A 20,782-nucleotide genomic window follows, 5' to 3' on the forward strand; every position below is an offset into this window, starting at 1 on the left:
TCACGATGTCGGCGATCCGCATGATCACGCTGTCCACGATGCCGCCGAACAGCCCGGCGACCGAGCCGAACAGCGTGCCGACGAGGACGGCGCCGAGCGCCGCGGCGAGCCCGACCAGCAGCGACACGACAAAGCCACCGCCATCCTGGCCCTGCCCGACGCCGGCCTGCTCCTCGGCAGGCTGGCGGTCGGCGTCGTCTTCGTCGCGCACGGCTGGCAGAAGCTCACCGACGAGGGCCACGCCGCCGTCGCCCGCTCGTTCGACCACCTCGGCATCCCGCTGCCGGGGCTCGCCGCCGTCTACGGCACCTGGGTCGAGCTGCTCGGCGGCATCGCGCTCATCGCCGGCGTCCTGGTGCCGCTCGCCGGCGTGCTGATCGCCCTCGACATGGCCGGGGCCTTCTGGTACGTCCACATGGACAAGGGCCTGTTCAGCCAGGAGGGCGGCTACGAGTACGTGCTCGTGCTCGGCGTCGTCTGCCTGCTGTTCGCGTTCACGGGCGCGGGCCGCTTCTCCGTCGACTCCCTGCTCTGGGGCCGCCGCCGCGACGCCGCGCCCGATCGGCAGTCCGTCCCCGCCTGAGCACCCGCCCGGCGGCCGGGCCGGGCCGGACGGCCCGCCCCGGGGGCCCGGCCCGGCCGCCGATGTGATCTGGATAACTTTTTCGTTCGCGCCCCGGGTGCCGTGACCGCCGCGTCAGGACGGGTCACCTGCCCGGAAAGCAATATGGCCCGCTCCAATCCCCCGGCTGAGTGCTCCCGGCCCCCTGACATCCGCCTTTTCCGCCGCCTGCTCCTTAGCGTCGAAGTGACAAGATGTTCCTGATGACCGTTTTTGGGCATGAGTGATCGCTGAGGGTTTCCTGGAGAGGCGGGTCGCAGGTGTCGCGCGGTAGTGAGTTCGTTGTGGTGGCAAATCGGCTTCCGGTCGACCGGATCGTCGGGGCGGACGGAGCCCCCCGCTGGAGGCGCAGCCCCGGCGGGCTGGTGAGCGCCATCGCCCCGGTCATGCGCCGGCGGAAGGGCACCTGGATCGGCTGGACCGGCGCGCCGGACGAGGAGCTGGAGCCGTTCGAGGAGGACGGCATGTCGCTGCACCCCATCGCGCAGTCCGCCCGCGAGGTCGAGCTCTACTACGAGGGCTTCTCCAACGCGACGCTCTGGCCGCTCTACCACGACGTCGTCGCCCCGCCCGTGTACGACCGCGCGATGTGGGACGCCTACGTCGGCGTGAACCGGCGGTTCGCGGAGGCGGCGGCGAAGGTCGCGGCCAAGGAAGCGATCGTCTGGGTGCAGGACTACCAGCTCCAGCTCGTCCCGTCGATGCTGCGCGAGCTGCGCCCCGACCTGCGCATCGGGTTCTTCCTGCACATCCCGTTCCCGCCGGTCGAGCTGTTCTGGCAGCTGCCGTGGCGGCGGCGGATCCTGGAGGGCCTGCTCGGCGCCGACCTGGTCGGCTTCCAGCTCCCGGGCGCGGCGGCCAACTTCGTGCGGCTGTGCCGCCGGCTGCTGGACGCCCGCTACGTCAAGCAGGACGTCTTCTGGGACGACCGCGTCGTGCGCGCCCGCGCGTTCCCCATCTCCGTGGACGTGGGCGAGCTGAACGACCTGGTGGCGCGCCAGGACGTCCAGGAGCGGGCGCAGGAGATCCGGGCCGACCTCGGCGACGCCACCGTGCTGCTCGGCGTCGACCGGCTCGACTACACCAAGGGCATCACGCAGCGGCTGCAGGCGTTCGGGGAGCTGTTCGAGGACGGCCACCTCAAGCCGGGCCAGGCGGTGTTCGTGCAGATCGCCACGCCGAGCCGGGAGCGCGTCGAGCAGTACCAGCTGCTCCGCGAGGAGATCGAGCAGCAGGTCGGCCGGATCAACGGCGAGTACGGCGAGATCGGGTTTCCGGTCATCCACTATCTGCACAGTTCGTATGACCGCGCCGAGCTGACCGCGCTCTACCTGGCGGCGGACGTGATGGTGGTCACCCCGCTGCGGGACGGCATGAACCTGGTTGCCAAGGAGTACGTCGCCTGCCGCAAGGACCTGCGCGGCGCGCTCGTGCTGAGCGAGTTCACCGGCGCCGCCGCCGAGCTGCGGCGCGGCGGGTTCATGGTGAACCCCTACGACATCGACGGGCTCAAGGGCACGCTGCGCGACGCGCTGAACGCCGAGCCCGCCGAGCAGGCGCGGCGGATGCGCTCGATGCGCCGCCGCGTCATCGAGCACGACGTGGACCGCTGGGCCCAGTCGTTCCTCAGCGAGCTGGAGAGTCCGGAGCGGTCGCGGGCCGAGCCGGCTCCGGTGATGCTGGAGGGCTGACCCGCAGGTCGAAGGCCGCCCAGACGGCCTTCCCGCCGGTGGCGAGCCGCGCCCAGCCCCAGGCGTCGCTGATCGCGCCGACGACCACGAGGCCGCGGCCGCCCTCGGTGAACCGGTCGGGCTCGCCCGGCACCGGCTCGGGCACGCGGCCCGACGGGTCGGTCACCGAGACGACGAGCCGCCGCGGGTGCCCGACCAGCACCAGCTGGATCGGGCACAGCGGCAGCGGCTGGGGGAGGCCCTCCAGCCCGTGCCGCAGCGCGTTCGTCACCAGTTCCGACACCGCGACGACGACGTCTCCGGCGTCCCCGCCGAGGCCCCAGTCGTCCAGCGTGGCCTGCGTGAACTCGCGCGCCGCCCGGGGCGCGGTGATCTCCGCGGGCAGCACCCGCCGCGCGGTGCGCGGGGTGCCGGCGTGCGGGGCGGGCCAGAGCCCGGCCAGGCCCGGCACGGCGGCCGGGACGCTCGGGCGGGGGTTCGCCGGGATGTTCGGCGCGGGCGGCGCCGCGTCCGGCCAGTGCGCGTGCACGGCGGCGCGCCGCGACCGGCCGCCTCCCATGGCGGCGGGGGCCGCGACTTCGTCTGCCTGGTCAACGGTCATGGTCAAACCTCAGAGGCGTGCGGAGTGGTCACCGGTGAGCGTTCGCTATCTTGCTCCCCAAGCCGTGCAGATGCAAGACCGTCTGCATGAACGAATGCAAGAACGAATGCACGTGCATCTCGTACCATTGTGTGGGGTGGGGCGAGATCGCGGCCTCCCGTGTGGAGGCTGAGACGCCTAGAGGGGGCAGACATGGACGGCCACCACATGCCGGACGTCCGGCGGACCGGGCTCGTCTGGCAGAAGAGCCGCCGGAGCAACCCGTCCGGGAACTGCGTCGAGATGGCCGAACTCCCCAGCGGGGAGATCGCCGTGCGCAACTCCCGGGACCCGGAGGGAGCGATCCTCGTCTACACGCGCGAGGAGGTGGAGGCGTTCGTGGGCGGGGCCAAGGACGGCGACTTCGACCACATGCTCGTCTGACGCCCGATAAACCGAACGGCATTCCAATCGGCGGTCCGGCCCGGTAGGTTGCGGCCATGCACCTGGGGCAGATCGCCGCTCAGACGCCCGACAAGCCCGCCGTGATCATGGCGGGCTCCGGGCGGGTCGTCACCTTCCGGGAACTGAACGAGGAGTCCAACCGGCTCGCGCAGCTGCTCCGCGCGGAGGGGCTGCGCCCGGGGGACCACATCGCGTTCATGCTGGAGAACCATCCGCTCTACCTGGCCATCGCCTGGGCCGCCCAGCGGTCGGGCCTCTACTACACCCCCATCAGCTCGCGGCTCCAGGACGAGGAGCTCGCCTACATCGTGGGCAACTGCGAGGCCAAGGTCTTCATCGCCGGCGCGTCGATGGAGGCGGCCGCGCGATCCGCGCCGGACGTGCCGCTGTGCCTCATGCTCGGCGGCACGGCCCCCGGCTACGAGTCGTACGAGGAGCGCGTCGCCCGGTACCCGTCCACCCCGATCGAGGACGAGTGCGAGGGCATGGACATGCTCTACTCGTCGGGCACCACGGGCCGCCCCAAGGGCGTGAAGCCGCCGCTGTCCAAGGCGCCCATGGGCGAGGCCGGGCCGCTCTACATGCTGATCTCGCACCTGTTCGCGGCCGGCGGCGACTCGGTGTACCTGTCCCCGGCGCCGCTCTACCACGCCGCGCCGCTGCGCTACTCGCTCGTCTTCCACCGGCTCGGCGCCACCGTCGTCGTGATGGAGAAGTTCGACCCCGAGCAGGCGCTCGCCGCAATCGAGAAGTACCGCGTCACGCACAGCCAGTGGGTGCCGACCATGTTCATCCGGATGCTGAAGCTCCCGGACGAGACCCGCGCCCGCTACGACCTCTCCTCGCTGGCCTACGCCGTGCACGCGGCAGCGCCCTGCCCCGTCCCCGCCAAGGAGCGGATGATCGAGTGGTGGGGCCCGATCCTGCACGAGTACTACGCGGGCACCGAGGGCAACTGCTTCGTCTACACCAACTCCGAGGACTGGCTCGCCCACAAGGGCTCCGTCGGGCGTCCCATCCTGGGCGAGGTCCACGTGTGCGACGAGGAGGGCGACGAACTGCCGCCGGGCGAGTCCGGCACGCTCTACTTCGGCAACGGGCCCACGTTCGAGTACCACGGCGACGAGGAGAAGACCGCCGCCACCCGCGACCCGAAGGGCCGCGGCTGGACCACCCTCGGCGACGTCGGCTACGTGGACGAGGACGGCTTCCTCTACCTCACCGACCGTCGCGCCTACATGATCATCAGCGGCGGGGTGAACATCTACCCGCAGGAGGCCGAGAACGTCCTCGCGGTGCACCCCAAGGTCGCCGACGTCGCGGTGTTCGGCGTCCCCGACGCCGAGATGGGGGAGGCGGTGAAGGCCGTCGTCCAGCCCCTGTCGATGGACGAGGCCGGCCCCGAGTTGGAGGCCGAGCTGATCGCCTATTGCCGCGACCACCTCGCCCACTACAAGTGCCCGCGGTCGGTCGACTTCCGGCCCGAACTGCCCCGGCACCCGACCGGCAAGCTCTACAAGCGGCTGCTGAAGGACGAGTACTGGGCCGACAGGCGGTCTGCGACGGCCTGAGAGGGCCCTGAAAAGGCGAAACCCCGGCCGGGCCCACTCGGGGTCCGGCCGGGGTCTGGAACGCGCCAGGGACGTTCTAGTGCATCGGCATCGGCGCGTCGACCGCCGGGGTCTCCGGCTTCTTGCGCGGCAGCAGCAGCGCCGGCAGGAACGCCAGGGCGATCAGGCCGACCGCGTACCAGTAGGTGTGCTGGAACGCGTCCGCCATCGGCCCGGCGATCTTCTCCATGATCGCCGGGGGCACCTTCTCGGTGCTGCCGATCTCGCCGCCGGCCCCGCCGCCGAGCTTGGCGGTGAGCTGGTTCGCCAGCAGGACCGACATCAGCGCGGTGCCGATGGAGGCCGACACCTGCTGGATGATGTTCAGCATCGTGCTGGCCCGCGGGACCTCGTCGTGGCCGAGGGTCTGGATGGCCGCGGCCATCGTCGGCATCATGGTCAGGCCCATGCCGAGACCCATCACGAACAGCACCGTGCCGAGCACCCAGTAGGACGTGTCGCCCTCCAGCACCGCCGCGAAGCCGGCGACCGACAGCACCACCACGACCAGGCCGCCGAGCACGACCCGCCCGGGGCCGATCCGGTCGGTGAGCTTGCCGCCGATCGGCATCGTGACCATCGCGCCGAACCCCTGCGGGGCCAGCAGCAGGCCGGCCGCCATCGCGCCCTCGCCGCGCACGACCTGGTAGTACAGCGGCAGCAGCAGCATCGCGCCCATGAACGCGGTCACGAACATCACCATCGTGCCGGAGGCCGCCGCCACCGACCGGCGCTTCAGCAGCCGCAGGTCGATCAGGGGGCTCGCGGCCGTCAGCGCACGGAACACGAACGCGATCACCAGTACCGCGCCGGCGACCGTGAACACCGCCGGCTCGGTCTGCAGGAAGTCCTTCTCCTCGGCGCCGCGCGCGATGCCGTAGATCAGGGCCGCCAGACCGGGCGACAGCAGGAGCAGCCCGAGCAGGTCGAGCCGCTCGGCCGGCTTCGGCTCGTCCCGCTTGAGGATCTTCGCGGCCAGCACCAGCGAGATGATCCCGATCGGCAGGTTGATGAAGAAGATCCAGCGCCACGACACGTCGTCGACGAGGTAGCCGCCGATGATCGGGCCGAGGATCGGGCCGAGCAGCATCGGCACGCCGACGATGCTCATCACCTGGCCGACCCGCTGCGGGCCGGCCGCCTGGGTCATGATCGTCATACCGGCCGGCATGATCATGCCGCCGCCGAGGCCCTGCAGCACCCGGAAGAGGATCAGGGACTCCGCCGACCAGGCCAGGCCGGCGAGCGTCGAGCCGATCACGAACAGCAGGATCGACACCATGTACAGGCGCTTGGTGCCGAACCTCGCACACGCCCACCCGGTGACCGGGATCACCGTGGCCAGTGCCAATGTGTAGCCAGTCGCCACCCACTGGATCGTCGCCAGCGAGGTGTTGAACTCCTTGGCCAGGTCGTTGATGGCCACGTTGACGACGGTCACGTCCAGGATGGACATGATCGCGCCGAGGACGACGACCCCGGCCACGGCCAGCACGCCGCGGTCGAGACCGCCGCCGGCGTCGGGTTGCTTCAGTGGGCCATCCGCCGTCGCTTGAGACGCGGGAGCGGTCAACTCTCTTCCAATCGTCGGGGCCCGCACGCGGGCACGCAGGACCGTGGGCACGTTTCAGGGGGTAGGTCGCAAAAATACTGCAGCGACTGACACTTTCGCGAACCGTTAAACTTCGCGCGCTCCGGGAGTATTCCAGCGGGGTCCGACGAATCGGCCCTGCTCTCCGGCCTCCAGCCTGAGACCTCGACCACAGTCGAGGTCAACGAGGTGTGACGCACACGACACCGGACTCCTCCCTTCGCGCTCCCTCAATGGACCGGCGCCGCGCCGAGAACTCATCGCCACCAACCGGACAACTCGCGCCGCTCTCGCCGCCATGCCGCCTCACCTGCATCGGTGCACGGGAAGTAGTCGCGCGATCACGGCAATCCGCCCCGCTTTTCGGGACGCGGACTGGGCTCAGCGGTAACCGGTCAGGCCGTCCGCGAGTTCCTCCGCGTCGCCGTCGCGGACGGCGTAGAGGGCTTGCTGCAGGGCGAACGTGCCGCGGATCGCAGCGATGCGGGCGAGGAGTTCACGGTGCGACCCCGCGCTGAGGGCGAGCATGCGTTTCAGCAGCTCAGGGCCGTAACTGGCGCTGATGGCGGCGAGGTCTTCGGCCGGGTCGCCGAGGGCGACGTCGTCCCAGTCGAGCACTCCGGAGAGGCGCGGCAGGCCGTCCGCCCACTCCCACAGGACGTTCTCGGCTCCGAGGTCGCCATGGACCACTGCGTGCGTGACATGAGGGAGGCCGTCGAGTGCCGCGAGTTCCCGCTCGGCGCGCAGGCGCCCGCTGGCGGACATGAGCTGGAACAACTCCGTGCGCACGTCGTCCGCGAACCGCCGCCAGTGGTCTTCCGGCGCCTGGGGGATGACCGCTCGTACCGTCTCGTCGGCGCCGGCACGGGCGAGACCGGACAGCAGCGCGGCGTACTGCGCCGCCACGGAGTCGATCACGTGGGCGTCGTTGAGTGCGTCAGCCTCCAGCGGCTGCCCCGGAATGCGGCTGAGGACCAGGAACGGCGCCTCGCCGGTGCCGGAGGCGCCGCCCTGCGACAGCGGCTCGGGCGTGCGGAAGCCGAGGTCGAGGCGGGCGAGCGCGTGCAGTACGGCCGCCCGCGTGGGCAACCGGTCGGCGGCCGCCGGGGTGCGGGGCAGGCACACGACGCGGTCCGCGCCCATGACCACGATGTGGAACTGGCCTTGGCGTACTTGCAGGTCATCCGGGTCGTCATCGGGCAGCAGACGGTTCAGCAGATCGCGATGATCCATCAGCGGACTTTCAGTCGCCGTCCGAGCGCCTCGGCCCCACGGACGTCCTGCCCTGCCTCGACGGTGACGGTGAGTTTGCGGTTGGCGGCCAGAGGCGCGAGATCGAGCCCGGGTGCGGCGCCGCCGAGATCGAGGTGCCGGAGGTTCGGCAGGGAGGCCAATTGGCTCAGATCGCCGAGGCGAGTGCAGTCGCTGAGCCAGAGCTGACGCAACTCGGACAGATCACGCAGTGACCGGAGGTCTTCGATGAGCGTTCCGGACAGGTTCAGGTAGTTCAGACCGGTCAAGGAGGAGAGCGGCTCGAAGTCGGTCACGTTCTCGCAGTGAGCGATATAGAGCCCCTCCAGTGGCAGGGGGGCGAGCGGACGAAGATCCGTTACCCAGTCGCAGCGGCTCGCTGCCAGCCTCAAGAGGCGGGTGGCCGCTCGGCTTATCCGGTCCAGGCCGTCGTCGAGAGGCGAGTCGCCGATCCCGAGAGTCCGGACTCGCTCAAGGGGAGGGAGCATGGTGAGGCTCGTCAGGTGCACGCATCCATCCAGCCACAGCGTCGTCAGCCTCGACTGCCGCCGGAGCGGCGAGTAATCGATGATCATGTCGCAACGCCCTAGCCAGAGTTGTTCAAGGCGAGGGAGGCCGTCGAGGAAATCGAGGGCACCGAGACGAGGATGCCCGAGTGTGAGAGCCCGCAGAGCAGGTAGCGGTGGCAGCAGCATGGGATCGACCATCGACCGCCCGGCACTAAGGCCGAGATAGGCCAGCGTTTCCGCGTGGCCTGTGAGGAAGTCGAGATCCTCGATGTCGTCCATGTGGACGTACAGGTCGGACAGGGGCTGAACACGGCTGAGGGTGCGCACGAGATGTGGAGCGTCGCGCAGTGTGAGAGCACCTCTTGCCCGAGCGTTGGCGAGTACCCGGTCGGCGAACTCGTCGGCGTCGAAGTAGGCCCAAGCCGTGGCGAGTTGCTCCAGAATCCCACCACGCGCATTGGACGCGTAGCGTGCGAGCACGTCCAGGGCGTGCGGCCCGTTGATCAGGCAGGCCGTTTGCACGGTCGCGCGGGCGGCCGCCTCGCTGAGGTTCTCGAGCGTTTCCGGCAGCCGGGTGAGCACGGGCTCGCCGACGGTGGCGAGGGAGCGGGCCGAAGCTTCGTCTCGGGGCGGGATCAGGTCGTCCAGACAGTGGTCGAGGTCTTCCCGGAGGTCGTCCGGTATCGACGGGAGTGTCTCCAGGCAGGCGACGGCCACCAGTTTCAGCGTGCGGGCGCGTCGCTGCTCCGAGCGGGCGCGGCTCAGGACGCCGGAGAGGAGTTCGCGCCGCAGCGGCTCGTTGGCGTGGCCGGCGGCCATGATGACGGTCCCCCGCCAGGTGTCGCGGTGCGCGTACCTGATCAGGATGTCCATGTCGCCGAGGTCGGCGGCCTGCTTGGCGGCGAGGTACTCCTGGACGGTCCGGTGGACGAAGTCGATGCGGCCCGGGACCGGCTCGCGCAGGACGCCGCTGCGCTGGAGCAGCTCGTCCAGGACCGTGCTCGGGCGGACGTGGACCTGCGGCATCGACGCCAGCCGGTCGGCGACGAGTCGCTCGACCATGGGTTTCGGCAGTTCCACGCGGCCGCTGGTGGAGAGGTGCCAGGCGATGTCCTGCAATATGCGGATCTTCTGCTCGCGTTCGAGGACGCTCGGAATGCCGCGCTTGGTGTCGCGCGTCTCCAGGAGCATTTCGAGGGCGGCGCCGTAGAGGCCCATGCGATTGCGCGGGAGCGTCTCGCGGTCGAGGTTGAGCGCGCAGAGCATGGCGGCGAGCAGCGGGCTGGACGCGAGGGCCCGCAGGTGAGAGGCGGCCTCAAGCCGCGCCAGGAGCCGCGCCTCGTAGGACGGCAGGCGCTCCGGCTCGCACGGCAGGTCGGCGCAGTCGCGGACGGCGGTGTGCCAGTGCTGGACGAGCGTCCTGATCTCCGCCGGGGAGAGCTGCTCGAGGAAGGCCGTCGCGAACCCTTCGGCGCGGAGCCAGTCGGAGGCGGCCGCCGCCGGACGCGAGGTGACGATGATCCGGATGTCGCGGAACTCGGTGACGATCTGCTTGAGCCATTCCCGAACCGCCTGGCGCTGCGAGCCGGTGACCTCGTCCACGCCGTCCACGAGGAGCAGTGCCCGGCCGGATGAGAGCTGCCGGTGCGCCCACCCGCGCGGCATGATCCCGGCGAGGTGACCGGCGACGTCGTCGATGAACTCTTCGGGACGCGGCAACGGTTTGCCCGCGTGGCTGCGCAGCTTGATGACGAACGGGACAGACCCGTTCCACTTGCTCAGCGGGCCGCTGAACGAACCCCGCGCCGCCGTGACCGCGAGCCATCGCAGCAAGGTGCTCTTGCCGCCGCCCGCCTCACCGCGCAACAACAACAGCCGGTGGTCGGCCAAGGCTGCTTCGACCCGGACGGACCCGGACCTGACCCCGTCCCGCCAATCGCTGACCGGCACCGCATGCGGCCTCGACGGGCGGGCAGCCCGCTTGCTCTCATCCGACACGTTGAGGCTGATGTAGGCGACGCTCAGCGCGGTCTGCGGACGCGTGAACCGCTCGAACCGGACGCCGAACAGTTCCAGGGTGTCGAGGGACTCGCTGATCGACGCGAGGTACCGGCGGGTGAACTCGTCATCGTCCGACGTGCCCTCTGGCGCGTCGAGGGTGCGTGCGGGGAGCCGCGCCAGGACGGCGCCGACCTGGTCCGCCAGCCCGCTCAGCCTGCCCAGCATCTCCGCCGACGCGCGCGGCCCGAACTGCGGGAGGTGGACGATGATGCGGGCGAGGCAGTCGCAGCACTCGTCCAGCACCACCTCGTACAGCCGGGCACCGGCCTCGCCCAGTTCGAACTCGGCTCGCCGGGGTGGAAGGCGCGTCCGCAGGCCGCGCGCCAGCTTCACCGGGTCGGCATCGGCCGAGAAGAAGGCGTCGTCCGACAGATCGGCAATGTCGAGAGTGCGGACCACCTCGTGCAGCGCCGCCTGGCGGTCGCCGTCGGTGAGCCCGCCGAATTCGCGTCCCGCGAAGGTCAGGAGCCGGTCGGCGACCGAATCCGCGATGTCCTCGAACTGCCGCTGGACGCGCCGCCGCCTGATCTCGTCCGGGAACCCCGTCTTGATCAGTTCGACGAGGTCCCGGCCGGCTCCGTCCCTGGTCGAACGCCCGGCGAGCCACCGCCCCACGGCCAGTTGCGTCACCGACATGCCCACCCGCACCGCGGCGACCTCGACCGACACGCCACCCCCCGGATTCAGTGGAAGCTGCCATTATGGCGAGTAATCGGGCGCCGTTTCCCGGCTTTCCCGCGTCCATGTTCGGACGCCGGATGAGGGTCCCGCCTCCTGCTACCGGAAGGTCCAGAGGCGGGTCGTCCCGGTGCCGCTGGTGGTGGCGAAGCTCTGGCCGTGGGGGGCGAAGGCCAGCGCCTGCTCGTCGTCGGCGTCGCCGGGGAGCGTCGCCGTGTTGCGGCCCGTCGGGACGTGCCACAGGTGGATGTTCTTCTGGTCGGCGGTGACGAGCGTGTCGCCGTCCGGGCTGAACCCCAGGGCCTGGACCTCGCCGCCGAGGTCTCTGACGGTGGTCTTCAGGTCGCCGCCGACCGCCTTCCGGATTTCGTATCCGTAGTAGCCGCCGGTGGAGGCCGCCACGGTCGTCCCGTCGGGGCTGAACGCGAGGCACGGGATCTCGGTGGCGTCGCGCGGTGAGATCTCGGTGGCCTTGCCGGACGAGACGTCCCAGACGGTGAAGCGTCCGGCGAAGGCGTAGCCGCCCGAGAGGGATCTGCCGTCCGGTGAGAAGGTGAGCGCCTTGGCGTAGTAGTCCGTCTTCATCGGGACGGACTTGCCGGTGGCGATGTCCCAGACCTGGACGTAGCGGGGGCCGTTGCCGACGCTGACGGCGAGGGAGCGGCCGTCCGGGCTGAACGCGAGCGACTGGACGCCCTGGATCCGCGGGAAGGTCTTGCGGATCTTCCCGGACGCCGCGTCCCACAGGTGGACGACCTTGTCGTCGCCGGAGGTGGCGAGGGTCTTCGCGTCCGGGCTGAAGGCCATGGGCCGCCGGTAGGTCTCGGCGTTGTCATCGATCTTGCGGGTGGTGACCTGGGCGGTGGCCAGATCCCAGCGCAGGATGGTGGAGAACCCGGCACCCCACAGGGTCCTGCCGTCGGGGGAGAACGCCACGGCGTGCACCGCGACCTCCGAGCTCGGCAGGGTCATCCCGGTGGGGACGCCGATCGGGGTCTTCGGGGCGTTCCGCCGGGCGGCGGGCGCGTCCGAGGGCCACAGCAGCACGGCCGGGACGGCCGCGGCGGCGGTCGCCGCGGCGGCCGCGCCGCCGAGCAGGACGGCGCGGCGGGGGAGGCGGCGCGGCGGTGCGCCGTTGAGCGCCGCGAGGACCTCCGGGAGGGACGGCCGCCGCGCCGGATCCTTCTCCAGGCAGCGGACGACCACGTCGCGCAGATGCGGGTCGGCCAATCCGGCGACGTCGGGCGGCGCGCCGACGATCTTGTGGACGATCGCCGGGATGGTCGCCGCGTCGAACGGGCCGCGCCCGGTCGCCGCGTAGGCGAGCACGCAGCCGAGCGCGAACACGTCGCTCGGCGGGCCGGTGGCGTCGGCGCGCACCTGCTCGGGGGACATGAACGAGAACGTGCCGACGACCGCTCCGGTGGAGGTCAGCGCGGTCGCGTCGGCCGTGCGGGCGATGCCGAAGTCGATGATCCGGGGGCCGTCCGGGCTCATGATCACGTTGCCCGGCTTGAGGTCGCGGTGCACCAGCCCGCACGCGTGGATCGCGGCGAGGCCCTCGGCCAGCCCGGCGCCCAGTTCGCGCACCGCGGCCGGGGCGAGGGGCCCCTGGCGCTGGACGACCTGCCGCAGGGACGGGCCGGGGATGAACGCGGTCACCATCCACGGCGACGCGGCGTCCGGGTCGGCGTCGACGACCTGCGCGGTGTGGAAGCCGCCGACGCGGCGGGCGGCCTCGATCTCCTGCGCGAACCGGCGGCGGAACCCCGGGTCGGCGGCGTACTCGGCGCGGACGGTCTTCACCGCGACCCTGCGCCCGCTCGGCGACGCCCCGAGGAACACCTCGCCCATGCCGCCCGCGCCGAGCCGTCCGTGCAGCCGGTAGGGGCCGACCTCGCGGGGGTCGTCGTCGCGCAGCGGATCCACCGGTCAGACCTTCCAGAGCGTGACGGTGCCGTCCGGCTTGGAGCTGCCGACGGCCGCGACCAGCGTGCCGCCGGAGCCGAGGGCGATCTTGGCGACGGGCTGCGGGTGCCCGACGAGCGTCGAGGTGAGCGCGCCGGTGGCGGTGCTCCAGACGCGGACGGTCCGGTCGGAGCAGGCGCCGAGGACGGACGCGCCGTCCGGGGAGAGCCGTACGTCCCGCACCCGCGCCTCGCCCGCGTCGATGACGCGCACGGCGCGGCGGGCTGCGACGTCCCAGATCCGGACCGTGGAGTCCGCGCCGCAGCTGGCGAGGCGCCGCCCGTTCGCGCCGAACGCGACGCCGGTGACGTTCGCGGTGTGCCCGGTGAGCCGGCCGCGGCGGCGGAGCGTCCGGCCGTCGAGGAGCTGGACGGTGCGGCCCGGCGGCTTCTTGTAGTAGCCGTCGACCCCGACCGCGACGGTCCCGCCGTCCGGGCTGAACGCGACCGCGTTGACGCCGCTGTGGCCGAGGTCGAACTCCGCCCGGGTGCGGCCGGTGGCGGCGTCGAACAGCCGGGCGTCGGGGTTGGAGCCCGCGATCGTGCGGCCGTCGGGGCTGTAGGCCAGCGCGTTCAGCCCGAACTCACCGGTCCGCACGTTCACCTTGAGGCGTCCGGACGCCACGTCCCAGACCAGGAGCTGGCCGGGGGAGGTGGACGAGCTCGCGAGGGACGCGCCGTCCGGGCTGAACGCGAGCGCGCCGACCCAGCCCGTCCTGCGGATCGTGCGGAGCACGCGCCCGGTCGCGACGTCCCACAGCGTGATCGTGGAGTCGAGGCCGCCGGCGGCCACCGTCCGCCCGTCGGGGCTGATGGCGACCTCGTCGAGGGTCTTGACGTCCGGGGCGCTGAGCGATCCGCTGTGGGGGATCAGCCCGTCCGGCCGGGGCGGCGAGGCGGGCGGCGCGGCGGCCGGCCTCTCCTCCCGGCGGGTCAGGAGGAACGCCGCCGGGACGCCCGCAGCGACCGCCGCCGCAGCGGCGCCCCCGCCGATGAGCAGCGCGCGGCGGCCGACCGGTGCCGGGGCCGCCGCCGGGGCGTCCCGCGGCCGGGTCGCGCTGAGCGTCGCGCCGGCGTGCGTGCCGGCCTCGCCGCCGGGCGGGCCGGTGTCCGGCGGCGGCTCGATGCTCTCCGGCGCGGTGATGAGCGCGTCCGGGCCGGGCCGCCGCGCCGGGTCCTTGGCGAGGCACGCGGCGACCATGTTGCGGAGGCCGTCCGGGAGCGCGGACAGGTCCGGCTCCTCGTGCAGGACGCGGTGCACGATCGCCGGGATGGTCTCCGCGTCGAACGGGCCGCGCCCGGTCGCGGCGTAGGCGAGCACGCAGCCGAGCGAGAACACGTCGCCGGACGGCCCCGGCATGTCGCCGAGCACCTGCTCGGGCGCCATGTAGGCGTAGGTGCCGACGACCGCGTTGTGCGAGGTCAGCGCGGTCGCGTCGGTCGCGCGGGCGATGCCGAAGTCGATGATGCGGGGGCCGTCCGCCGCCATGATGACGTTGCCGGGCTTGAGGTCGCGGTGCACGAGCCCGCACGCGTGGATCGCGGCGAGGCCCTCGGCCAGCCCGGACGCGAGCGCCCGCACCGCGCCGGGATCGAGCGGCCCGCGCCCGGCGACGGCCTCCCGCAGGGACGGGCCGGGGACGAACGCGGTGACGAGCCACGGCGACGCGGCCTCCGGATCGGCGTCCACGACCTGCGCGGTGTGGTACCCGCCGACCCGGCGGGCCGCCTCGACCTCGCGGGCGAACCGCGCCCGGAACCGGTCGTCCCCGGCGTACTCGGCGCGGATCACCTTGACGGCGACGCGGCGGGCGCCCGGCGAGACGCCGAGGAACACCTGCCCCATGCCGCCCGCGCCCAGCCGGGCCTCCAGCCGGTACGGGCCGACCTGCCGGGGGTCCCCGGGGCGCAGCGCTTCCATGAACCACCCGTCGTCGGTCCGGACACGACCGGTGGATTTCTAGCAGACACCCCTGTTCTTTCGACACCGCTCCGCCCCGGGTGTGACGTACGGCATGCCCGATCGGGGCGCGGCCGTTCCGCCGGGGCGGGCGGCTCAGGCGCGGATCGCGGTGGCGACGACCGTGGTGTAGCCCATGGTGAACGCGCCGCCCGCGGCGTCGATGGCGGCGCCGATGTCGGCGAGGATCCGCCGCTGCCTGTCCGCCGGGACCCGGGAGTGCAGGCCGAAGGTCGGGACCTGCTCCAGCCATTCGTCGCGGGTGTAGTCGCGCTCCCAGGGGAAGCGCCACTCCGCCGGGTCGCCGAACCCGCCCGCCTGCCGCATGCCGTCGGACGCCTTGTCGCACATCAGCGAGTACGCCTCCGGGCCGGGCAGCGGGCTCTGGAACAGCGGCGAGTCCGGCATGGCCCGGCGGTAGGCGGCGGCCATGGCGTCCCCGAGGCCGGGCGGGGGCTGGAACGAGTGCCAGAACACCGCCAGGCGCCCGCCGGGACGCAGGGCCCGCGCCGCCTTGGCCGCGCCCGCGACCGGGTCGACCCAGTGCCACGCCTGCCCGGCGACGACCGTGTCGAACGCCCGGCCGGCCGGGTCCCAGTCCTCGATGGTGGACACCTCGACCGGGACGCCGGCGCGTTCGGCCAGGCCGGCCATGCGGGCGTCGGGCTCGACGCCGAGGACGCGGCAGCCGGCCGCCTGGAACTGGCGGGCCGCGATGCCGGTCCCGCAGCCGACGTCGAGGACGTCCGGTCCGCCGGCCGCGAGGCGTGCCACGAGGGCGTCCGGATAGCCGGGGCGCGTCCGGTCGTAGCGCTCGGCGTCCGCGCCGAACGACTCCGCCACATCGCGCGCCCGATGGGGCTCGTTCGCTAGAGTGGGCATGTGCCCACCATAGTGGGCGCCTGCCCACTTGTCGAGAGGACGGTGCGACGTGCCCACAGGGGTGGCTCTCCGGGACGTGCGCGAGCAGCTGTTCGACGCCGCCGAGCGCGTCCTGCTCCACGGCGGCCCGAGCGCGCTGACCAGCCGCGCGGTCACCGACGAGGCGGGGGTCGCCAAGGGGGTGCTGCACCGGCACTTCGCCGACTTCGACGCGTTCCTCGCCGACTTCGTCATCGACCGCGCCGGCCGGATGGACCCGCAGGCCGCCGCGCTGCGCGAGTCCGCCGGGACGGGGGAGATCGCCGGCAACCTCACCGGCGCGCTGACGGCGCTGTTCGGGTCGGTCGCCGTCGCGATCGTCCCGCTGATCACGTTCCGGACCCAGTTGCGGGTCCGGCTGCGGCGGGTCTGGCCGGCCGGCGTCCCGGTGCTGACCGAGGCCGTGGACGTGGTCGCGGGCTACCTCACCGCCGAACGCGACCTCGGCCGCCTCCGCCCGGACGCCGACATCGGCACGCTCGCGCCCACCTTGATCGGGGCCGCGCACCTGCTGTTCGCCGACAGCTCCGGGCCTCCGCCGGAGCCGGACGCCGTCCGGCGGATGGTGGTGACCGTCATCGCCGGCGCCGTCGCCTGACCGTCAGCGCTTGACGGCCACGCCGCCGTACATCGAGACCTGGGAGTCGTCGATCGCGCGGGCCCGCTCGTCCGGCCGCCAGTGGTGGACGGGCGTCAGCCCCGGCTCGATCAGCTCGAAGCCGTCGAAGAAGCTCCGCACCTGGGCCTTCGTGCGGGCCTTCGAGTTGATCCCCCGCGCGTTGTACCTGCGGACGGCGTCGCCGACCTCCTCGGGGGCGCTGTCGATCGTGATCGTGGAGAGCGCGAGGTGGCTGCCGGACGGGAGCGCGTCCATGAGCCGGCGCACGACGCCGCGCGCCAGCTCCTCGTCGTGCACGAAGTGGAGCACCGCGATGAGGCAGAGCGCCACCGGCCGGGACAGGTCGAGCGTGTCGCGCACCTCCGGTGACGCCAGGATGGCGTCCGGCTCGGCGAGGTCGGCGTGGATGTAGCGCGACCGCCCCTCGGGGGTGCCGGTGAGCAGGGCGCGGGCGTGCACCAGCACGATCGGGTCGTTGTCGGCGTAGACCACGCGGGCGGACGGATCGACCCCCTGGACCACCTCGTGCAGGTTCGGCGACGTCGGCAGGCCGGTGCCGATGTCGAGGAACTGCCTGATGCCGGCCTCGGCGGCCAGGTACCGCGCCACCCGGACCATGAACTCGCGGTTCGCCCGCACCGACGTGCGCATGTAGGGGGCGATCCTGACGACCTCCTCGGCCGCGGCCCGGTCGGCGGCGTAGTTGTCCTTGCCGCCGAGCAGGTAGTCGTAGACCCGCGCGGAGTGGGCCACGTCGGTCCTCAGGTCGGCCGACGACGGCTCACTCTCCGATGCGTCCGGCACGGTGGCCCCCATACGTCGCTGTAGTGGTGCGGGCCACATATTAGTAAGTCTTGTTTCCAGATGGGCCGGTTCGCCCGAGTTCACCGGCCGGGGGAGCGCAGCCGGGCGTAGACGTCGCCGGACCGGCCGCGCGGCCGGATGCCCTCCAGCCGCCGCCGCAGCTCGGCGGCGCTCAGCCAGCGCGGGCTCGCGAGCCGCATGGTCTCGATGGGGGAGTAGTTGTACTCGTACGCGCCGAGCCGCTCCACGAGGCCCAGCGCCTCCAGCGCGGCGTCGTGCGCCGACGGGACGTACTCGAACGACAGCGCGGGGACCGGCCGGGACAGGCCCGCGAGGACGTCCGCCTCGAAGCCCTCGACGTCGATCTTGCAGAAGGCGGGCTCGCCGTGCGCCGCGACGAGGGCGTCCAGCGTGGTCACCTCGACCTCGACCGAGCGGTCCCAGCGGACGCGGGCGAAGCTGCTGTCGGTCGTCACCGACCTGATCCAGCCGGGCGACATCGAGGACACCGTCGGCGTCGCCGTGGACAGCGCCAGGTGCGCCTTGCCCGGCTCCGCCCCGGCCGCGCCCGGCACGATCGCCACGTCGCGGTCGCGCCCGAAGAACAGCCGCAGCACGCGCAGGCAGTCGGGCTGGGGCTCGACCGCGACCACGCGCGCCCCGAGCCGCCGCCAGACCCGCACCCGGCCGCCCACGTGCGCGCCGATGTCGAACGCCACGTCACCGGGCCCGATGAACATGCCGTAGAGCCGCTTCGCGCGCCGGTGCTTGCCCGGAACCCCGTAGTACATGACCAGCGACCGGGCGATCCCATAGGCGCGCAGCAGCATCCGCCGACCCTACCGCGCCCGCCGCGCCCCGGACGGGCGTGCAACAGATCCGGTCCCCGGCGCGTCCTTGGGGCGATGGAGGGACGGGTCTTTGGACGATGACGGCGTGACGTACGAGGAATTCGTGACGACACGCGCCCAGGCTCTGCTGCGCTACGGCTTTGTCCTCACCGGCAACGCCGACGACGCGGCGGACCTGCTGCAGGAGAGCCTGATCCGGCTGCGCGGCGCCTGGGGGCGGGTCGTCAACAAGAACGATCCCGAGGGGTACGTCCGGAAGATCATGGCGCGGCAGCACATCAGCATGTGGCGGCGGCGAAGACGCGAGCACCTGATGGGCAGCGTGCCGGAACGGCGCAACGACGACCCCGGCCTGGCCCGGGCCGAGAGCGACCCGCGCCTGTGGGAGGCGCTGGCGGTGCTTCCGCCGACCTCGGCGCGCCGGTCAAGGTGCGCGAACGCTGGCCGGACGCCGTCCGGAGCGTCCCCGGGCGGCTGCCGAACGGGCGCACCCTGCACCTCGTCGCGCTGCTGGACGGCGACGTGCTGGTCGGGACGACCTGGGCGTCCCTGCAGCTCCCGGACAAGCTGTGGTCCTACGACCTCGGCACCGGCCGCGCCAATGTGATCACCGACCTCGTGGTCCCGCCCGGATCGAGGATCTACTCGTCCGACTTCACCATCGCGCGGGGCCGGGTCGTCTGGTGGCTGTCGTACCGGGCGGGCGGCCGCGACACCGCCGAGGTCTGGGGCGCGCCGCTCGCCGGCGGCACCGCGCACAAGATCACCGGGCTGCCGGGGGACGGCGTGTCCACGCTGCTCATCGACGGGGACAGCGTCGTCATGGGGATGGGCGACGCCGTGTACCGGGCGCCGCTGGCGGGCGGCGCGCCCGTGAAGGTCCCCGGCAGCGACGGGTTCGCGATCGTGTCCTGGCCGTGGATCGGCTCCCCCGCGTCACGCGAGTGCGGGCTCGGCTCCGTCGGGTTCAAGTCGCTGCGGAACGCGGCGACCGGCGAGCGCCGCGACGCCCGCCTCGCGCCGTTCAAGGGGGCGTGGCCGTGCGGCGTGACCTGGTGCGTCGGAGGCCCCACGTCCGGCGTCACCTACCACCGGGACATGAAGACCGCCGTGCAGCGCAGGGACGGGAAGGCCGGCAGGACCCTGCCCGGCGACCCCGTCGGCCCCGGGCCGGAACTCGTCTACGGCCGGTACCTCCCGTACTTCCCGGACGGTCTGTTCAAGACGAAGACCCACGTCCTGTACGACGTCGAGTCGGGCGTGCCGCTCGACACCGGGATACGGCGGAACAACGAGATGATGGGTGCGGCGCGCGACGACCGGAACCCGCAGTACTTCTTCACGACCAAGAGCGGGACGATGCTGCTCGACCTGTCGAAGATCCGCTGACGGCGCGCCGCGCCGCCCGGCGGCGCCGCCCGTCCCGCGTTCGCGGGGCGGGCGGCGCGGCGGGTCAGGACGGCGGGAGGCCGAGCGCGCGGGCGATCAGCATCCGCTGCACCTCGGAGGTGCCCTCGCCGACTTCGAGGATCTTCGCGTCGCGGTAGAAGCGGCCGACCGCGTACTCGTTCATGAAGCCGTAGCCGCCGAAGACCTGCGTGGCGTCGCGGGCGTTGTCCATGGCCGCGTTGGACGCGACCAGCTTGGCGATCGCCGCCTCCTTCTTGAACGGCTCGCCGCGCAGCATCTTCGCGGCGGCGGCGTAGTAGGCGAGGCGCGCGGTGTGGGTCCGCGTCTCCATGTCGGCGATCTTGAACTGCATGGCCTGGTAGCGGCCGATCTCCCGGCCGAACGCCTCCCGCTCCCGGACGTAGCGGAGTGACTCGTCCACGCAGCCCTGGGCGAGGCCCACCGACAGCGCGGCGATCGCGATGCGGCCCTCGTCCAGGATGCGCAGGAACTGGGCGTAGCCCCGGCCGCGCTCGCCGACCAGGTTCTCGGCGGGGACCCGCACGTCGTCGAACGACAACTCGCGCGTGTCGGACGACGACCAGCCCACCTTGGAGTACTTGCGCCCGACCGTGAAGCCGGGGGTGCCGTTCGGGACGATGATCGTGGAGATCTCGTTCTCGCCGGTGTAGGCCGTGACCGTGACGAACGCGGTGATGTCGGTGCCGGAGTTGGTGATGAACGCCTTCGACCCGTTGATCACCCAGGTGTCGCCGTCCAGCCGGGCGGTGGTGCGCATGCCGCCGGGGACGTCGGAGCCGCCGCCCGGCTCGGTCAGCCCGAACCCGGCCAGCTTCTCGCCGGAGGTGAGCGCCGGGAGCCACCGCTCCTTCTGCTCCTGCGACCCGAACCGGTAGATCGGCATCGCGCCGAGCGAGACCCCGGCCTCCAGCGTGATCGCCACGGACGAGTCGACGCGGGCGAGCTCCTCAAGGGCCAGGCAGAGCGTGAAGTAGTCGCCGCCCATGCCGCCGTGCTCCTCGGGGAACGGCAGCCCGAACAGCCCCATCTTCCCCATCCCGGCGACGATCTCGTACGGGAACTCGCCGCGCTCGTACAGGTCGCCGATCACCGGGGCGACGGTTTCGCGGGCGAACCGCTCGACCGTGCGCCGCAGTTCCTCCTGCTCGTCGGTGAGCGTGAAGTCGATCAT

At 72.3% G+C, this 20,782-nt stretch carries 16 protein-coding genes and 1 pseudogene; 7 read left to right on the forward strand and 10 right to left on the reverse strand.

Going from position 1 to position 20,782, the window contains the following annotated elements; translation table 11 throughout:
- Both ETD96_RS05680 and ETD96_RS05685 read left to right on the forward strand, forming a co-directional pair.
- On the forward strand, positions 1–583 hold a 583-nt coding region (locus ETD96_RS05680), incomplete at its 5' end, for a DoxX family protein (protein ID WP_274704591.1).
- 299 nt (positions 584–882) lie between these two features.
- The gene (locus tag ETD96_RS05685) at positions 883–2,313 is read left to right on the forward strand and encodes an alpha,alpha-trehalose-phosphate synthase (UDP-forming) (RefSeq protein ID WP_138635148.1); all 1,431 of its coding nucleotides are present in this window, start codon (positions 883–885) and stop codon (positions 2,311–2,313) included.
- On the opposite strand, the gene ETD96_RS05690 is transcribed toward ETD96_RS05685, so the two are convergent.
- Positions 2,249–2,914 (reverse strand): ATP-binding protein, encoded by a 666-nt coding sequence (locus tag ETD96_RS05690; protein WP_138635151.1) that lies wholly within the window; start codon positions 2,912–2,914, stop codon positions 2,249–2,251. The genes ETD96_RS05685 and ETD96_RS05690 overlap by 65 nt on opposite strands.
- A 192-nt stretch (positions 2,915–3,106) precedes the next feature.
- Between ETD96_RS05690 and ETD96_RS05695 the strand changes: the two genes are divergently transcribed.
- Both ETD96_RS05695 and ETD96_RS05700 read left to right on the forward strand, forming a co-directional pair.
- The gene (locus ETD96_RS05695; RefSeq protein WP_138635154.1) at positions 3,107–3,337 is read left to right on the forward strand and encodes a DUF397 domain-containing protein; all 231 of its coding nucleotides are present in this window, start codon (positions 3,107–3,109) and stop codon (positions 3,335–3,337) included.
- 56 nt (positions 3,338–3,393) lie between these two features.
- Positions 3,394–4,929, forward strand: coding sequence for an acyl-CoA synthetase (locus ETD96_RS05700; protein WP_138635157.1), 1,536 nt, complete (start codon positions 3,394–3,396; stop codon positions 4,927–4,929).
- A gap of 76 nt (positions 4,930–5,005) precedes the next feature.
- Here ETD96_RS05700 and ETD96_RS05705 read toward each other — a convergent pair whose 3' ends face one another.
- From ETD96_RS05705 to ETD96_RS05730, 6 genes are all read right to left on the reverse strand, one after another.
- Complete coding sequence (locus ETD96_RS05705; protein WP_240807277.1) at positions 5,006–6,463, reverse strand: DHA2 family efflux MFS transporter permease subunit; 1,458 nt, start codon at positions 6,461–6,463, stop codon at positions 5,006–5,008.
- Between the two features lie 477 nt (positions 6,464–6,940).
- Positions 6,941–7,792 carry a viomycin phosphotransferase gene (vph, locus tag ETD96_RS05710; RefSeq protein WP_138635160.1) on the reverse strand — a complete coding sequence of 284 codons (852 nt, stop codon included), beginning with the start codon at positions 7,790–7,792 and terminating at the stop codon, positions 6,941–6,943.
- Positions 7,792–11,049: an NACHT domain-containing protein gene (locus ETD96_RS05715; RefSeq protein ID WP_138635163.1), complete on the reverse strand. Its 3,258-nt coding sequence runs from the start codon at positions 11,047–11,049 to the stop codon at positions 7,792–7,794. Before ETD96_RS05715 ends, vph begins: the two co-directional genes overlap by 1 nt.
- A gap of 108 nt (positions 11,050–11,157) precedes the next feature.
- On the reverse strand, positions 11,158–12,987 hold the full coding sequence (locus tag ETD96_RS05720) for a WD40 repeat domain-containing serine/threonine protein kinase (RefSeq protein ID WP_138635166.1): 1,830 nt from the start codon (positions 12,985–12,987) through the stop codon (positions 11,158–11,160).
- A 3-nt stretch (positions 12,988–12,990) separates the two neighbouring features.
- Positions 12,991–14,946 carry a WD40 repeat domain-containing serine/threonine protein kinase gene (locus ETD96_RS05725; protein WP_138635169.1) on the reverse strand — a complete coding sequence of 652 codons (1,956 nt, stop codon included), beginning with the start codon at positions 14,944–14,946 and terminating at the stop codon, positions 12,991–12,993.
- A gap of 135 nt (positions 14,947–15,081) precedes the next feature.
- Positions 15,082–15,867, reverse strand: coding sequence for a class I SAM-dependent methyltransferase (locus tag ETD96_RS05730; RefSeq protein ID WP_138635170.1), 786 nt, complete (start codon positions 15,865–15,867; stop codon positions 15,082–15,084).
- Positions 15,868–15,916: 49 nt separating this feature from the next.
- Here ETD96_RS05730 and ETD96_RS05735 point away from each other — a divergent pair, with 49 nt between their 5' ends.
- Positions 15,917–16,504: a TetR/AcrR family transcriptional regulator gene (locus tag ETD96_RS05735; protein ID WP_138635172.1), complete on the forward strand. Its 588-nt coding sequence runs from the start codon at positions 15,917–15,919 to the stop codon at positions 16,502–16,504.
- Positions 16,505–16,507: 3 nt separating this feature from the next.
- Here the strand turns inward: ETD96_RS05735 and ETD96_RS05740 are convergent, their stop codons facing one another.
- Together ETD96_RS05740 and ETD96_RS05745 are read right to left on the reverse strand one after the other, a co-directional pair.
- Positions 16,508–17,368 carry an SAM-dependent methyltransferase gene (locus ETD96_RS05740; RefSeq protein ID WP_338072533.1) on the reverse strand — a complete coding sequence of 287 codons (861 nt, stop codon included), beginning with the start codon at positions 17,366–17,368 and terminating at the stop codon, positions 16,508–16,510.
- Between the two features lie 41 nt (positions 17,369–17,409).
- Complete coding sequence (locus tag ETD96_RS05745; protein WP_138635175.1) at positions 17,410–18,159, reverse strand: FkbM family methyltransferase; 750 nt, start codon at positions 18,157–18,159, stop codon at positions 17,410–17,412.
- Positions 18,160–18,283: 124 nt separating this feature from the next.
- Between ETD96_RS05745 and ETD96_RS46495 the strand changes: the two are divergent.
- Positions 18,284–18,472: pseudogene (locus ETD96_RS46495) on the forward strand (sigma factor); the annotation flags it as partial.
- A gap of 89 nt (positions 18,473–18,561) precedes the next feature.
- Positions 18,562–19,569, forward strand: coding sequence for a TolB-like translocation protein (locus ETD96_RS46500; RefSeq protein ID WP_240807289.1), 1,008 nt, complete (start codon positions 18,562–18,564; stop codon positions 19,567–19,569).
- Positions 19,570–19,633: 64 nt separating this feature from the next.
- Here ETD96_RS46500 and ETD96_RS05755 read toward each other — a convergent pair whose 3' ends face one another.
- The gene (locus ETD96_RS05755) at positions 19,634–20,782 is read right to left on the reverse strand and encodes an acyl-CoA dehydrogenase family protein (RefSeq protein WP_138635179.1); all 1,149 of its coding nucleotides are present in this window, start codon (positions 20,780–20,782) and stop codon (positions 19,634–19,636) included.

This window comes from Actinomadura geliboluensis (assembly GCF_005889745.1).
Classification (GTDB): domain Bacteria; phylum Actinomycetota; class Actinomycetes; order Streptosporangiales; family Streptosporangiaceae; genus Spirillospora; species Spirillospora geliboluensis.

Excerpts from the sequence above, each read along its gene's own strand:
- ETD96_RS05755 (WP_138635179.1), bottom strand. The coding sequence starts at position 20,782 with ATGATCGACTTCACGCTCACCGACGAGCAGGAGGAACTGCGGCGCACG.
- ETD96_RS05725 (WP_138635169.1), bottom strand. The coding sequence starts at position 14,946 with ATGGAAGCGCTGCGCCCCGGGGACCCCCGGCAGGTCGGCCCGTACCGG.
- ETD96_RS05730 (WP_138635170.1), bottom strand. The coding sequence starts at position 15,867 with ATGCCCACTCTAGCGAACGAGCCCCATCGGGCGCGCGATGTGGCGGAG.
- ETD96_RS05695 (WP_138635154.1), top strand. The coding sequence starts at position 3,107 with ATGGACGGCCACCACATGCCGGACGTCCGGCGGACCGGGCTCGTCTGG.
- vph (WP_138635160.1), bottom strand. The coding sequence starts at position 7,792 with ATGGATCATCGCGATCTGCTGAACCGTCTGCTGCCCGATGACGACCCG.
- ETD96_RS05700 (WP_138635157.1), top strand. The coding sequence starts at position 3,394 with ATGCACCTGGGGCAGATCGCCGCTCAGACGCCCGACAAGCCCGCCGTG.
- ETD96_RS05690 (WP_138635151.1), bottom strand. The coding sequence starts at position 2,914 with ATGACCGTTGACCAGGCAGACGAAGTCGCGGCCCCCGCCGCCATGGGA.
- ETD96_RS05745 (WP_138635175.1), bottom strand. The coding sequence starts at position 18,159 with ATGCTGCTGCGCGCCTATGGGATCGCCCGGTCGCTGGTCATGTACTAC.
- ETD96_RS05740 (WP_338072533.1), bottom strand. The coding sequence starts at position 17,368 with ATGTGGCCCGCACCACTACAGCGACGTATGGGGGCCACCGTGCCGGAC.